This window comes from Haloarcula sp. H-GB5, from assembly GCF_054850705.1.
Genome location: NZ_JBTWBG010000002.1, coordinates 1441886 through 1455121 on the forward strand (window position 1 = coordinate 1441886; position 13236 = coordinate 1455121).

At 64.0% G+C, this 13236-nt stretch carries 14 protein-coding genes; 7 read left to right on the forward strand and 7 right to left on the reverse strand.

Going from position 1 to position 13236, the window contains the following annotated elements; genetic code table 11:
* Positions 1-276 precede the first annotated feature (276 nt).
* The 4 genes from ACYJ11_RS15340 to ACYJ11_RS15355 all read right to left on the reverse strand — a co-directional run bounded on the left by ACYJ11_RS15340 (position 277) and on the right by ACYJ11_RS15355 (position 1991).
* Complete coding sequence (locus ACYJ11_RS15340) at positions 277-579, reverse strand: hypothetical protein (protein ID WP_416008217.1); 303 nt, start codon at positions 577-579, stop codon at positions 277-279.
* A gap of 55 nt (positions 580-634) precedes the next feature.
* A complete protein-coding gene (locus ACYJ11_RS15345) occupies positions 635-910 on the reverse strand; it encodes a winged helix-turn-helix domain-containing protein (RefSeq protein ID WP_188852121.1) in 276 nt (91 codons plus the stop codon).
* A gap of 200 nt (positions 911-1110) precedes the next feature.
* On the reverse strand, positions 1111-1632 hold the full coding sequence (locus ACYJ11_RS15350; protein WP_461648389.1) for a fasciclin domain-containing protein: 522 nt from the start codon (positions 1630-1632) through the stop codon (positions 1111-1113).
* Between the two features lie 74 nt (positions 1633-1706).
* Complete coding sequence (locus tag ACYJ11_RS15355) at positions 1707-1991, reverse strand: DUF357 domain-containing protein (protein ID WP_461648390.1); 285 nt, start codon at positions 1989-1991, stop codon at positions 1707-1709.
* A 101-nt stretch (positions 1992-2092) separates the two neighbouring features.
* On the opposite strand from ACYJ11_RS15355, the gene ACYJ11_RS15360 reads away from it, so the two are divergent.
* The 4 genes from ACYJ11_RS15360 (at position 2093) to ACYJ11_RS15375 (ending at position 7071) form a co-directional block, all read left to right on the forward strand.
* Positions 2093-3142, forward strand: coding sequence for an NAD(P)/FAD-dependent oxidoreductase (locus ACYJ11_RS15360; protein WP_461648391.1), 1050 nt, complete (start codon positions 2093-2095; stop codon positions 3140-3142).
* A gap of 404 nt (positions 3143-3546) precedes the next feature.
* The gene (locus ACYJ11_RS15365) at positions 3547-5469 is read left to right on the forward strand and encodes an Ig-like domain-containing protein (RefSeq protein ID WP_461648392.1); all 1923 of its coding nucleotides are present in this window, start codon (positions 3547-3549) and stop codon (positions 5467-5469) included.
* Between the two features lie 88 nt (positions 5470-5557).
* On the forward strand, positions 5558-6688 hold the full coding sequence (locus ACYJ11_RS15370) for a hypothetical protein (protein WP_461648393.1): 1131 nt from the start codon (positions 5558-5560) through the stop codon (positions 6686-6688).
* A 95-nt stretch (positions 6689-6783) separates the two neighbouring features.
* On the forward strand, positions 6784-7071 hold the full coding sequence (locus ACYJ11_RS15375) for a DUF7545 family protein (RefSeq protein WP_004592488.1): 288 nt from the start codon (positions 6784-6786) through the stop codon (positions 7069-7071).
* A gap of 16 nt (positions 7072-7087) precedes the next feature.
* Here ACYJ11_RS15375 and ACYJ11_RS15380 read toward each other — a convergent pair whose 3' ends face one another.
* Together ACYJ11_RS15380 and ACYJ11_RS15385 are read right to left on the reverse strand one after the other, a co-directional pair.
* Positions 7088-7747, reverse strand: coding sequence for a 2,5-diamino-6-(ribosylamino)-4(3H)-pyrimidinone 5'-phosphate reductase (locus ACYJ11_RS15380; protein WP_188980110.1), 660 nt, complete (start codon positions 7745-7747; stop codon positions 7088-7090).
* Between the two features lie 44 nt (positions 7748-7791).
* Entirely contained in the window at positions 7792-8250 is a 459-nt protein-coding gene (locus tag ACYJ11_RS15385) for a hypothetical protein (protein ID WP_461648394.1), read from the reverse strand.
* Between the two features lie 243 nt (positions 8251-8493).
* Here ACYJ11_RS15385 and ACYJ11_RS15390 point away from each other — a divergent pair, with 243 nt between their 5' ends.
* The 3 genes from ACYJ11_RS15390 to ACYJ11_RS15400 all read left to right on the forward strand — a co-directional run bounded on the left by ACYJ11_RS15390 (position 8494) and on the right by ACYJ11_RS15400 (position 12318).
* Complete coding sequence (locus ACYJ11_RS15390; RefSeq protein WP_461648395.1) at positions 8494-9774, forward strand: Single-stranded DNA binding protein; 1281 nt, start codon at positions 8494-8496, stop codon at positions 9772-9774.
* Positions 9771-11483 carry an RPA family protein gene (locus ACYJ11_RS15395; protein WP_461648396.1) on the forward strand — a complete coding sequence of 571 codons (1713 nt, stop codon included), beginning with the start codon at positions 9771-9773 and terminating at the stop codon, positions 11481-11483. The genes ACYJ11_RS15390 and ACYJ11_RS15395 overlap by 4 nt, the downstream gene beginning before the upstream one ends.
* Before the next feature lie 85 nt (positions 11484-11568).
* The gene (locus ACYJ11_RS15400; protein ID WP_461648397.1) at positions 11569-12318 is read left to right on the forward strand and encodes a metallophosphoesterase; all 750 of its coding nucleotides are present in this window, start codon (positions 11569-11571) and stop codon (positions 12316-12318) included.
* 19 nt (positions 12319-12337) lie between these two features.
* On the opposite strand, the gene ACYJ11_RS15405 is transcribed toward ACYJ11_RS15400, so the two are convergent.
* Entirely contained in the window at positions 12338-13186 is an 849-nt protein-coding gene (locus tag ACYJ11_RS15405) for a class 1 fructose-bisphosphatase (RefSeq protein ID WP_461648398.1), read from the reverse strand.
* Positions 13187-13236 lie beyond the last annotated feature (50 nt).

Consider the following 13236-nt stretch of genomic DNA (forward strand, 5'->3'; position numbering starts at 1 on the left):
GTAATCGGGGGACTGCAACGCCGTGTGACTCCGTCGGTACGGCGCTGAACGACCAGCCCACGCCTTGCTCCATCCACTCCAGTTCAGTCGAGAACGGCGAGTGGGTCCCGGAATTACCGGGTCAGCGGGAGTCACAGTGTGGTTCCGCACATCGTGGGGGAGTGATGAGATATAAAAAGCGATGTTACCAGTCAATACAGCTTGGTTATAATTACGTACCAGGTACATACATTCATGCAGCGACAGCCCCTGTCTGAGGAGGATCGTGGCGACTGCTCAGTCGAGCGAGATCCACGCCAGAAACAGTAGCCCACCGAGTTCCAGTATCGCGACAAACGTCATTGCGCGGCCGGCGACAGGTGCGGCGCTTCGCAACAAGACGGCGACCTCTGGATCAAGGACATAATAGTAGACGGACAGACAGTTCTCGGCGAGCAACAGGAGCCCGAAGACGGTCAGTCCCAGCGCGTGTTTTGAGCGCACCGCCAGGTAGTTCCGAGCCCAGACTGACAGCAGCATCAGCAGCACAACGACATTAAGCGCGGAGGCGACACTCGCCGCGGTCATCCAGACTGCCATCTGTGCCCCCCTATGCCGGCTCGTGGTAAAACTCCGTTCTTGCTTTCGGCCATTGTCACTCGATCTCCGCGATGATTTCCTCGATGGTGTCCCAGTACTGTTCGGTCCTGTCTGTCAACATGTAGACGGAACCGTAGTCGCCGCCGGTGTTGTCAACGACGCCGTTGTCCAACAGCACGTCGAGATGGTGCCGGACAGTTTTGTAGTCAAGGTTGAGGTCCTCCGCCAGTTGGTTGGCATTCCGGGGCCGTCGCTTGAGGGCCTTGAGGATACGGGCTCTGTTTGGCCCCCCACGGGTCCCGGAGAGAACGTACCAGAGGACACCCTCCATCAGCGAACCTATCTCTCCGGTCACACGTATATCCTCTGGCCAAATCCATGATAGCTGCCTACGACCGAAACCGGGGCAGCCAGGCATCAGCGGAAGTCACGGGGATCGGGTCGACCCGGCCGAGCAAGGGGTAGGTAGACATCGGAAGAGAGCCGTTCCGGTCAGCTGTTATGACTACGCAGACTGTAGTGTGCCCCGGCCTATGGGAGCAAGACACCGGCGCCATCGACGTTGTCGCCGTTGATCGCGTGGATGTATCCATTCGAGGCCTCGATGTTTGTCTCGAAGATTTTGGCCTGGCCGCCATTGAGAACAGTCCCATCGACATATATTTTCGCTCCGTTCAGTGTCGGCACCTCGTCGGAAGTGGTGACCGACTCGGCGTCGCGACGACCTGGAGCAACGTGGTACGTAAGGATTTCATCGAGATCGTCTCGGTTCAACAGCTCCTCCTTGCTAATACCTAAGTCGCTCAGCAAGGTTTTGAACGCCGCATTGGTTGGCGCAAACACTGTCAGCTGTCTGTTTCCGTCGAGCGTCTCCACAAGATCTGCTTCATCCAGTGCCGCAACCAGAATCGTGAATCGGCCGTCATTCGAGGCAATGTCGGCAATCGTCTCACCGTCTCTCGGCGGCGCAGCACTCACGGTACCGACACCACCGACTGCGACTGCTGTTCCAGCACCGATACTCCGTAGGACACCGCGTCTGGTTCGTTTCATGGAAACCCAGACGATTCGGAGGACCATTGACACTTAATCGGTTTCCGAACTGGGACCCAAATTCGACCATAGTTTCAGACTGTAAACAGATGCCCCTCAGTCGGCACGTCAAAGAGCCCGATACGTGCGCCCGCGTCCAGCCACGCGTGCCCGTACGAGAACGACGCTAAGGCGTTCACGAGGTCGTCGTCGTCCCTGAAGTGACGCCCATCTTCAAGATACGCTGACGCCATCTCCTCACACTCCAAGGCGGCATTGTGCATCGGTGTCCCTTCAGGAGGTGCGACTGATGCCGCAGCAAGTGCCTCCGCGAGTAGTCCTTCGTAGCGATCGGTCTTCTCTTCGAGATCAGCGGCCATACCCCCAGCAAGCCTCGGGAGCGGCCTAAGCGTGTCGTCACGGTTCGCGTTCGGCGCACGACAACACAAGCTAAATACGGCCTGGTAGTCTAACTTGGCTAATGACAGAATCGGTCGAACACCGACGACTCATCGTCGCTGGCACGGGCGCAGCGGGACTGACAGCGGCCATCTACGCCGCCAGAAGCAACAACGACCCACTCGTTCTCGAAGGCGACGAACCCGGTGGGCAGCTCACGCTGACCAGCGAAGTCGAGAACTTCCCCGGCTTCCCCGAGGGCCTCTCCGGTCCGGACCTCATCAACAATATGAAAGAGCAGGCCCAGCGCTTCGGCGCTGAACTCGAACACGGTATCGTCGCCGACATCGACGACAGCGAGCGGCCGTTCCGCGTGGAACTGTCGAACGGCGACGTCTACACCTGCGACGCCTTCATCGCCGCCTCCGGAGCCAGCGCCCGCACGCTGGGCGTCCCCGGCGAAGACGAGCTGATGGGCTACGGCGTCTCGACGTGTGCGACCTGCGACGGCGCGTTCTTCCGCGGCGAGGACATGCTCGTCGTCGGCGGCGGCGATGCGGCCATGGAAGAGGCCCACTTCCTCACGAAGTTCGCCGACACCGTCTACATCGCACACCGCCGCGAGGAGTTCCGCGCAGAGGACTACTGGATCGACCGCGTCCAGCAGAAGGTCGACGAGGGTGAAATCGAGATCATGCGCAACACCGAACTGCTGGAAATGCACGGCTCTCCCGAAGACGGCGTCGACCACGTCACCCTCGCGCAGAACGACGAGGGCCATCCCAGCGAGAAGCTCGACGACGATGGGACCGAAACCTTCGACTTCGACGTTGGCGCTGTGTTTATCGCCATCGGCCACACGCCGAACACTGACTACCTCGAAGACACCGGCGTCGAACTGGACGACACCGGGTACATCCAGACCCACGGCGGTACCGGCGGCGACCAGACCGCCACCGACGTGGACGGTCTCTTCGGTGCCGGCGACGTGGTCGACTACCACTACCAGCAGGCCGTCACCGCCGCCGGGATGGGCTGTAAAGCTGCCATCGACGCTGACGAGTACCTCGAATCACAGGCCGAGGCCGCCGCCGAGGCGGAGTCCGAAGCCGCTGCGGAAGCCGACGACTGAGCCGCTTGTTTCTCCGACGGTTCCGGACCGCCGTCGAGACGCATATCGAGGCGTCCGTTGCCCAGTCGTCTATTCATACAGACCCACGCGGATCCGAGTCGCGAGTCCACGCTGACTCGTCGCCAGTATCACGAGACATATCTTATCATTGGCGTTGCGTGGTTCACTATTGTCAGCTTTGATAATATTGTCCAAAGATATTACTGTACGTCTGAGGGAAGTGGTTGGTAGATACGGGGGCGGACTCGGGCGAGACGCGACGACAAGCGGGAGGAAAGTGTTCGGAAGTTCGGGCGTTTCACCGGGGCGGCGGCGAACGGCCGACCCGCTGACCGCGGTCGAGGGGTGGATGAAACCGTCGGTTCGGCGTACCAGCCACTCCGAAGCCCCTACATTCGACAAGTATGACACGGATCACTCCACGTAGGCGAATACAGGCGCTCGCGCTGTCACTGATGCTGGTTGCGGCAGTGTTCGCGGCGACGGTGACGCTCTCAGCCAGCGCCGCCGCCGCGGTGAACAGTTCGACGTTCGAGGTGACGGACGACCCCGTCACGCCGGACGGGACGATCACTGTCGAGGGGAACCTCGACTCCACCGGCGATGTCACCTTCCTCGTCCAAGACCCCGACGACGACGACATCGCCACGGTGACGAAGACCGTCCAGGACACCGACTTCTCGGTCGAAATCGACCTGAGCGCGATGAGCTTCGGGGACGGTCTCGACGACGGAAAGGCGCGGCTCTCGGCCGACACCGGGAGCGGCTTCAAGTCGTCCGAGGCACAGGACACGTTCGTCGTCGACAACGAGTACCCGACGGTCGACATTGACTCGCCCGACGACGGGGCGAACCTCACTGGCGCGCCGACCATCAGCGGGACCGCCTCCGACGACGCCGGACTCGACACCGTCGAGGTGTCCATCCAGCGCAGCAACGGCGATTACTACACCGGCTCCGGCTGGCAGAGCTCGGAGACGTGGCTGAGCACGTCCGGGACGACGGACTGGAGCTACGACACGGACGAAAACGGGATCAACAGCGACGACGCGTTCACCGTCAGCGTCCGCGCCACAGACAAAGCGGGACAGACCCACTCGTACTCCTCCGGTCCGCCGACACCCGACGCGAATACACTGCGTGTCGACTACACCGTTGACACGACGAAGCCGTCTATCAGCGGCGTCACGGTCACGGAAAAGGACGGTGACGACACCGTCGAGGTCGGTGACACGGTCAAGGTATCGGCGACGGTGACCGACGCGACGGCCGGTGTCGACACCGTCGCGACGGACGCGTCGGCGCTGGGTGGTCCGGACTCGCTGACGCTGTCGCACGTCTCCGGCGACACCTACTTCGACTCGTTCACCGTCTCGGATCCGTCGGCGAGCGACGGCTCGGTCAGCCTGAACGTGACCGCGTCGGACTACTTCGGCTCGACGCGGACCGACTCCGACTCGGTGACGTTCGAAACCGCCATCGACTCGGTCGACAGCCTCCAAGTCCACAGCGAGTTCGTCGGCGTCGTCGAGGACACGAACACCTCGATACGGGTGACAGCCGACGGCGTGCGCGACGCCCAAGGGAACCTCGTCGCCAGCGGCGGCGCGGCGACCGAGACCGCGACGGTCGAGATCGCCGGGACCAGCTACACCGTCGATGTCGAGGATGGGTCAGTCGACGCGCGTATCGACCCAACGAAAATAACGGACGACGTGAACACCGGGTCGACGACAGTTTCCATCGCCGAGGCCAACGCGCAGTCGGACACGGACGCAGTCGGGCTTGTCCACGAGGCCAACGGGCTGGACGAGGGGTACCAGGTCGAGGGGACGCCGATGGACACGTCGGACGTGGTCTTCCAGAACGTTAGCGACGTGACGACCTACGACCCCACGGCAACGAACACGAAGTGGGTCTCGCCGGACGAGGAGCAGGCCGGCGAGGGCTACTACGTCTACGGGACCGATTCGAGCGCCCGCATCGGGTACACCTACGAGGAGACTGGCCAGCTCCACTCCCGATACCTCCACGAGGGGTACAACCTCGTCGCCGCAACGCCCGATCTGAACTCCGGGTCGTCGGTGACGGTCGACGCCGATCTCGGCGAGGGTGTCACGGTGAGTGACAGCGCCATCACGGTGTACGTCCGCGACGAGAGCGAAGACCTTACCGACCCGTCTGGCGACGCGGACGTGTCGGCGTTCACCACCGCTTCCGGGTCAGAGTCCCTCTCGGACTACGAAGGGTACTTCGTCTACCTCGACTCCGGCAAGGAGATCCGCACCGTAGACGGGGAAGGCTACGATCCGAGCGAGGGAAGCTGATTCCTGCCGCTCGCCTCCAGCCGATGAGTGACGGACCAACAGCCGAGAATTGGTCGCACCCGATAGAATGAATCCGAATCGCACAGCTATGACACGCCGCCAACTCGTCGTATCCGCCGCCCTCATCGCCCTGCTCGTCATGACCGGCGTCGTCGCCGGACCGACGCTCGGTCAGACTGCGCCGCCGAACGCATACTACGGAGCCGCGGAGTCGACCACCGGAACGGACGCCCCGGTCGGAACGACCATTGTCGCCGTCGCAAACGGCGAGGTACAGGACTCAGTCACGGTCGAGACGACCGGCGAGTACGGCGGCTCGGACCCGACCGCGGACAAGCTCCGAGTCAGCAGCGACATCGATTCGACGGTGACGTTCCACATCGACGGCCCCGACGGAGCGGAGGCTGCCGAGACGGACCCGAACCCTACCGGCGAGGTCGAGCAACTGGACCTGACCTTCCCTGGCGGGACGTTCGGCGGACCCACGCCGACGCCGACCGAAACCGACACGGCGACCGAAACCGAGACGCCGACCGAGACGCCGACCGAGACGGCGACTGCCACCGAGACGGAAACGGGAACGCTGACCGAAACCGACACGGCGACTGCCACCAAGACGGAAACGGCAACACCGGCCGAGACCGCCACAGACGCTGTGACAGAGACGGCGACGGACGATGCCCGGACAACGGAATCGGGCGACACGGCTGGCTCGACTGGTGACGCGTCCGACGGGTCGGGGTCGGACCAATCGGCGACGGACGGACCGGACGCGGAGGTCTCGGCCGGTGCGACGTCGGCCGACACGGGTGATGACCGCGCCCAGAACGCGGCCCTCTCGGTGACGAACGCGACGCTGAACAGGACGCAGGTCCCGGTCGGCGGGGTCGTCGCAGTGAACGCCACGGTCCACAACGAGGGGAACACGACGGCGACGCGCGCGGTCGGGCTCACGGTCGCCGGCGAGCCCGTCACCTCGCGGAACGTCACCGTCCGTGCAGACGAGTCAGGGAGCGTCCGCTTCCGGTATCGGGCTAACGAAACGGGGGAGTACCCCGTCGCGGTCGGGTTCGCGTCCGCGGGGACGCTCACCGTCGGAGAGTCCGGTGGCGGCCTCGTGCCGTGGGGGCTGCTCAAGACGGTCGCCATGTCCGTCGCCGGCCTACTCGTCGCCGTCTACGCCGTGCTGAAAGCGCTCGCCATCTACCTCGGGTACTGAACGTCATATCGGTGAGACTGGCTTTGGCCCGCACCTGACGTGCCGTCCAGTCCCACATCCACAGACCCTTTAGGATAGCCCCCGGAGTCGATGGCATGGCAACCGATACTGTCACGCTGACTATCGACGACGGCGAGGAGACCGACGAACTCACAGTCCCGAGCGAACTCGTAGATATCCTTCGCGAATCGCCGGACGAGACGGACCCACAGGTCGTCGGCGACATTGCGATGTTCGGCATGACCCAGCGGATTCACAGCGCTGTCCACCACGCACAGGGCGAGCCGGACGAGCAGATCGTCGCACTCGAAGAGGAGACCAGCGAACTGTTCGAGGAGCGCTTCGGACAGTCCTTCGCCGAGCTGACCGGCCACGACCACTAATTCTGCCGGCCAGTTCTCAGAACTGCCAGTGTAGCACTACGCCGTCGTCGACACGTTCGACGCCGGCCAGCTCCGGCTCCGGGAAGTCCTCGATGAAGCCGTCGCCGTCGGCCAGCGTCGGCGCGTCCCGGCCGCCGATGACCTTCGGCCCGATGTAGACGAACAGTTCGTCGACCAGCGCCTCCTCTAGCAGGCCGAAGATGAGTTCGCCGCCGCCCTCGACCATGAGCTGGTCGATGCCGTCACCCTCCAGCTTCGCGAGCGTCGTCGTCAGGTCAACCCGGTCCTGGCCGGCAGCGATGACGTACGCGCCGGCGTCTTCCATCTCCTCGATGAAGTCCGGCGGCGCGGCTTCGCTGACGAGGAGGTAGGTCTGAGCGCGGCCGTCAAGCACTGTGGCGTCCGGTGGCGTGCGGATACGGGAGTCGGCGATGACGCGTGCGGGGTTTTCCGGGTCGCCGCGGTCAGCCCGGGCGGCGCGGCGATCGGCGTCGTCAACGGTCAGCGAGGGGTCATCGGCGAGAATCGTCCCGACGCCGACCATCACCGCGTCGCTGTCGGCTCGAAGCTGGTCGACGCGGTCGAAGTCGTCCGGGCCGGAGATAGCGATCTGTTCGCGGCGGCGAGAAGAGAGTTTCCCGTCGACACTCATGGCGGCGTTGACGACGACGTGCATACTCGTTCGTGCCGGCGACACGTCAAACGGCTTTTGGGTTACGCTCAGGAGGAGGTCGTTTCGGGGCGTTTCGAGAGCTTCCGGACATCGAGTTTCTTTACCGTGCCGTCAGCGGTTTTCAGCTTCAGCACCGTCTTTTTGAGTACGAGTTCCTCGACGTCGAGCGTCGTCTCCGTGCTCCAGCCCCGGAGCCTGACCATCCCTTCCTCGTCGATTTCGAGGAACGTCCGGGGCTTGCGCTGGGACCCCATCGTCCACTCCTCGTCACCGACAGAGAGTTCCTGCCCGCCGCTTTTCGCCCAGCGGAACACGCAGGCGAACTGCTCGCGGGGTTCGTCCGCACGGTCGTGGTCGACACGGGTCCACTGCTCGAAGTCGACGCCGAAGTGGGCGGCCCACAGCTCCAGATACTCGAAATCGAACTTCTTCTTGCCGTCGTTGTTCCGACCGCTGCGCCAGATGACGTGGGCCTCTGACGGCTTCGACCCGAACATACTGCCCATTGTCAAGCACCCCCATTCCCGCACCCGCTATCAGTGTCGATAACCTTCTGCCCGGTTAGCTTGATGTGGCCAGTAGCGGAATTATTGGCCGTTCGAAACCCACTAACTCGGTCAGAGAGCATATTCTGAGAGATTACAGTATCATAAATAAGAATTTTGGGCGATTTCAAACAGGTATCGACAGCTGTACCCTACACGGCTGGCCGAAAACGCTTTTGAGTACTCCCGTCGAATCATCAGTCGATGTCTCTCGAAGACCATGCCGAGGAGCTCGCCTCCGACCTCGGTGTTGACAAAGAGGAGGTCACACGCGACCTGGAAAACCTCGTGAACTACTCCGTCCCGATGGACGAGGCCAAGCAGAGCCTCAGACGGAAGTACGGCGATGGCAGTTCAAGCGGCGACAGCACGCCGTCGAGCAAGGCCATCAGCGAGGTTTCGACCGACGACTCGAACGTGACGGTCACCGCCGTGGTGCTCACGTCCGGTCGACGGTCCATCCAGTACAACGGGGAACAGCACGTCATCCGCGAGGGCGAACTCGCCGACGAGACCGGGAAGATCTCGTACACCGCGTGGGATGGCTTCTCTGGCGACCTCCAGCCCGGCCAAACCGTCCGACTGGGCAATTCCGGCGTCCGAGAGTGGGAAGGCCAGCCGGAACTCAATCTGGGCGACAGCACTAACCCCGAGGTCGTTGACGAAACACTCGACATTGACTACGATGTCGGGGGTCGCGCCACGCTACAGGACCTTGCACCGGGCGACCGCGGCATCACTGTCGAGGTGCAGGTGCTGGAATGCGAGCAGAAAGTCATCGACGGCCGTGACGGCGAGACGACGATTCTCAGCGGCGTCGTTGGCGACGAGAGCGGCCGGCTCCCGTTCACCGACTGGGAGCCCCACGATGAAATCAAGGAAGGGGCGTCCGTACGCCTCGAAGAGACGTTCGTCCGTGAATTCCGCGGTGCGCCGTCGGTAAATGTCTCCGAGTTCTCGACGGTGACCGCGCTGGACCGCACGGTCGATGTCACCGAAGACGCACCGCGGCTGTCCATCCGCGAGGCCGTCGAGAGCGGCGGCCTGTTCGACGTGGAACTGGCCGGTAACGTCATCGAAGTGCGGGACGGCTCCGGCCTCATCGAGCGCTGCCCGGAGTGCGGCCGCGTCATCCAGAACGGCCAGTGTCGCTCCCACGGCGCTGTCGACGGCGAGGACGACCTGCGGACGAAGGCCATCCTCGACGACGGGACCGACACCGTCACCGCAGTACTCGACGACGAACTGACCGCCCGCGTGTACGGTGGCGATCTCGATGACGCCCGCGAGCACGCCCGCGACGCGATGGATAAGGAAGTGGTCGCCGACCGTATCAGCGACCGCATCGTCGGCCGCGAGTTCGTCGTCCGCGGGTCGCTGTCGGTCGACGAGTACGGCGCGAACCTCACAGCTTCGACCTTTGTCGAGGCCGACGACGACCCGGCGACGCGTGCGCAGGCCCTCCTTCAGGAGGCGGATACATGAGCGAATCCGGAGATAGCGGCCCCGGCCGCCGAGAGGTCGCCCATCGGCTGTTCGCCGCGGAGTTCGACGACGCCGACTTTTCGTACTCCGAATCCGACGAGGAACGGGCCCCGAACTACGTCGTCACGCCGACCGGCGCGCGGGTCAACCGGCTGTTCCTCGTCGGCGTTCTCACCGAACTCGAACAGGTCAACGACGACGTGTTGCGCGCTCGCGTCGTGGACCCGACCGGCCCGTTCGTCATCTACGCCGGTCAGTACCAGCCCGACGAACTGGCCTTCCTCGAAGCCGCCGATCCACCGATGTTCGTCGCCGTCACGGGCAAGGCCCGCACCTTCCAGCCCGACGACAGCGACCGGGTGTTCACCTCGGTTCGACCCGAGAGTATCAGCGAAGTCGACGCGGACACGCGCGACCGCTGGGTCGTCCAGGCCGCCGAGCAAACCGTCTCGCGGGCCGGCCAGATAGCCAGCGCGAAACAGACCGGTCTGGCCGGTGACGACCTCCGCCAGGCGCTGGTCGACCAGGGCGTCGACGAGAGCGCCGCGGCCGGCATCACGCTCGCGCTGGACCACTACGGCACGACCGGCGACTACCTCGACGCGCTCCGAACGACCGCGCTCGACGCCGCTCGCGTCGTCGCTGGCGACACGGACGAAGCGGAAGGGCTGTCGCTGTCACCGGACGACGGGGCCGATGACCCGATCCCGCTGCTGGCCTCTCTTGACCTCGACACCGACGTCTCTGGGCCAGAGACGACCGCGGACAAGGCAGGCGCGGGCGCGGTAGCTGACGAACCGGAACCGGTGTCAGACGCGGGCGAGTCGGAGACGGGAACGGCCGATGACGAGCCGGTGGCTGGGACAACCGAGAGCGACACGGCAACGGAGGACGCTGCCACCGACGAGACAGCAGACGTTACGGAGTCCTCGCCGTCAGAGGCGGAGCCCGAAACCGTCGATAGTGAGCCCGAAACCTCGACCACAGCTACGTCCGCGAGCGAACCGGAGCCGTCGTCTGAGACCGACGGCGTGGCGGGCGGCGAAACGACGAAAGTCGACGCTGACGGCATTGCCGACGAGCCAGAACCGGCCACGTCGACGGCCCCGGACAGCGACGCAGCGACGGCAGACGGGGACGAGGACCTCGGCGAGTTCGATCCGGAGTTCGAACTGGACGAGGACGAGCGCGAGGAGATCGAACAGGAGTACGGCACCGATTTCCAGACTGGTACGGAGGTCGACGAGCCCGGCGAGGCCGGTATCGAGACGCCGGACCCTGACGAGGAGATGTCCACCGAGGCGGACGCGGGCACGTCAGTAGACAGCGAGCCGGAGACGGAGCCCGCCTCCGCGACAGAGTCGATTCCGGAGCCAGAACCCGAACCGGAAGAAGAGGCGGAGACAGCGCCCACGTCCGAACCCGAAACAATCGGGTCCGAGACCGAAACAGCCTCAGAACCCACCTCCGAAAGCGACCAAGTAGACGACGGCGACACGGGGCCTGCCGAGGACGAGGACCTCGAAGACGCCGCGATGGAGGTCATGGACGAACTCGACGACGGCAACGGGGCCGACCGCGAAGAACTGCTGGCGGCGGTCGTCGACCGCTACGGGGCCGACGCCGACGCGGTGGACGACGCCATTCAGGACGCCCTGATGGGTGGTCGGTGTTACGAACCCGACGACGGCAAGCTCAAACCGATATAAGCGAACGACGACTCACAGCCGGTTCCGGGAGCGATCTGGAACTGAGCCGCGGTGCTTTTCTCGCCGGACGGCCAACACAGGAGCAATGCGTGTCGAACCGCTTCCCGGCGTTCCGGCGGCCACAGTCGACACCAACGGGGAGCGGTTGCTGGCGGTCGCAGACTACCACGCCGGCATCGAAGCGGGACTCAGATACGAAGGGGTCGAACTTCAGTCGGCCGCCGAGGCCCGCCGGGAACGGTTGCTAACGTGTCTCGACCGAGCCCGTGCCGACCAGTTGGTCATTATCGGTGATCTGGGCCACGCTATCGGCGACCCGTTCGGGGATGAGCGCACGGAACTCGGTGCGCTGTTTGAGGCTGTCGACGTGCCCGTGACGCTGGTGAAAGGGAACCACGACGGCGGGCTGGAGCCGGTTCTATCCGACCTCGATACTGAGATTGAGGTAACACCGGGACACGGAACCCGTATCGGTTCGGTCGGGTTCGCTCACGGCCACACGTGGCCTGCGCCGGACGTGCTCGAAGCAGACGTTCTCTGCGTCGGCCACGAGCACCCGGTCGTCCGGCTAGAGGACAGCGTCGGCGGGGCCCAGAAGGAGCGGGCCTGGCTCCGCGGCTCGCTGGTGAGCGAGCCCTTTTCAGAACAGTTCGACCAACCAATCGAGAACGCACCGGATATCGTCGTCTTTCCGGCATTCAATGACCGCTCCGGGGGAACGTGGGTCAACGTCGACGGGCAGGAGTTCCTCGCTCCGTTCCTGCCCGAGGGAATGGCGGATGCCGAGGCGTTCCTGCTCGATGGCACGCGGTTAGGGGCCTATCAGCAGGTCTGAGCCGGCCGACTGTACCCGTTTATCCTTCTGAAAGCGTCGCTTCGAGTTCATCGACCAGTTCAGCGTTACCGAGGAACGTCGGTGTCCGGTCGTGGATGCCGTCCGGTTCAACGTCGAGTAAGGACTGCGAGCCGTCGCTGGAGGCCCCGCCGGCTGCCTCAACGAGGTACGCAAGCGGCGCTGATTCGAAGTGGACCCGGAGCTTCCCGTTTGGATACCCCGTCGTCGCCGGATACCCGAACAGCCCGCCGTACTCAAGCACCTGCGCCAGATCGGCGACAGTCGCCCCACCGTAGCGGAGCTTCAGGTCCCGCTCGAAGGACTGCGCGATGTCGTTGAACTCATCGGTGCGCTCGCCGGTCTTCCCTGCGAGGCCGACAACTGTCGCTTCCGCCGGCAGTTCGAACTGGCCCCAGCGCTCGCTGTGACCGTCCCGGAGAAGGTGCTCTTGGACGACATCGCGGTCGGACCGAGCGATAGTTAGTGTCGTGTACGGGCCGTACAGCACCATCAGCGACGCGACCATTTCCCGGCCTGCCGCGGGGAGCTCGGCGTCGTAAACCCCGATTATCGTCCCTACAGAGTTGTTCGAGGCGAGGTTCGAGGAGCCATCGAGCGGGTCAATCGCGACGCTGTAACCATCGCCGCAGTCGACCACGTCGCTGCGCTCCTCGCTCGCGTACGCGCCGATACCATCGATGTACGCGAGTGCGTCGAAAAACAGGTCGTCGGCCCACACGTCGCCACCGACCTGTTGTTCCCCGCTGGGGTTCTCGCCGGCCGACCTGTTAGCGTAGTTCGCCAGGTTCCCGCTGACGTAATGCGCCGTATCCTTCACCGCTCGTTCGATCTCGTCGAGCGTGTTCACAGGCCATCACCAGCCGAAAGGCCATACGAGTTCGTCATACTCTCACATGT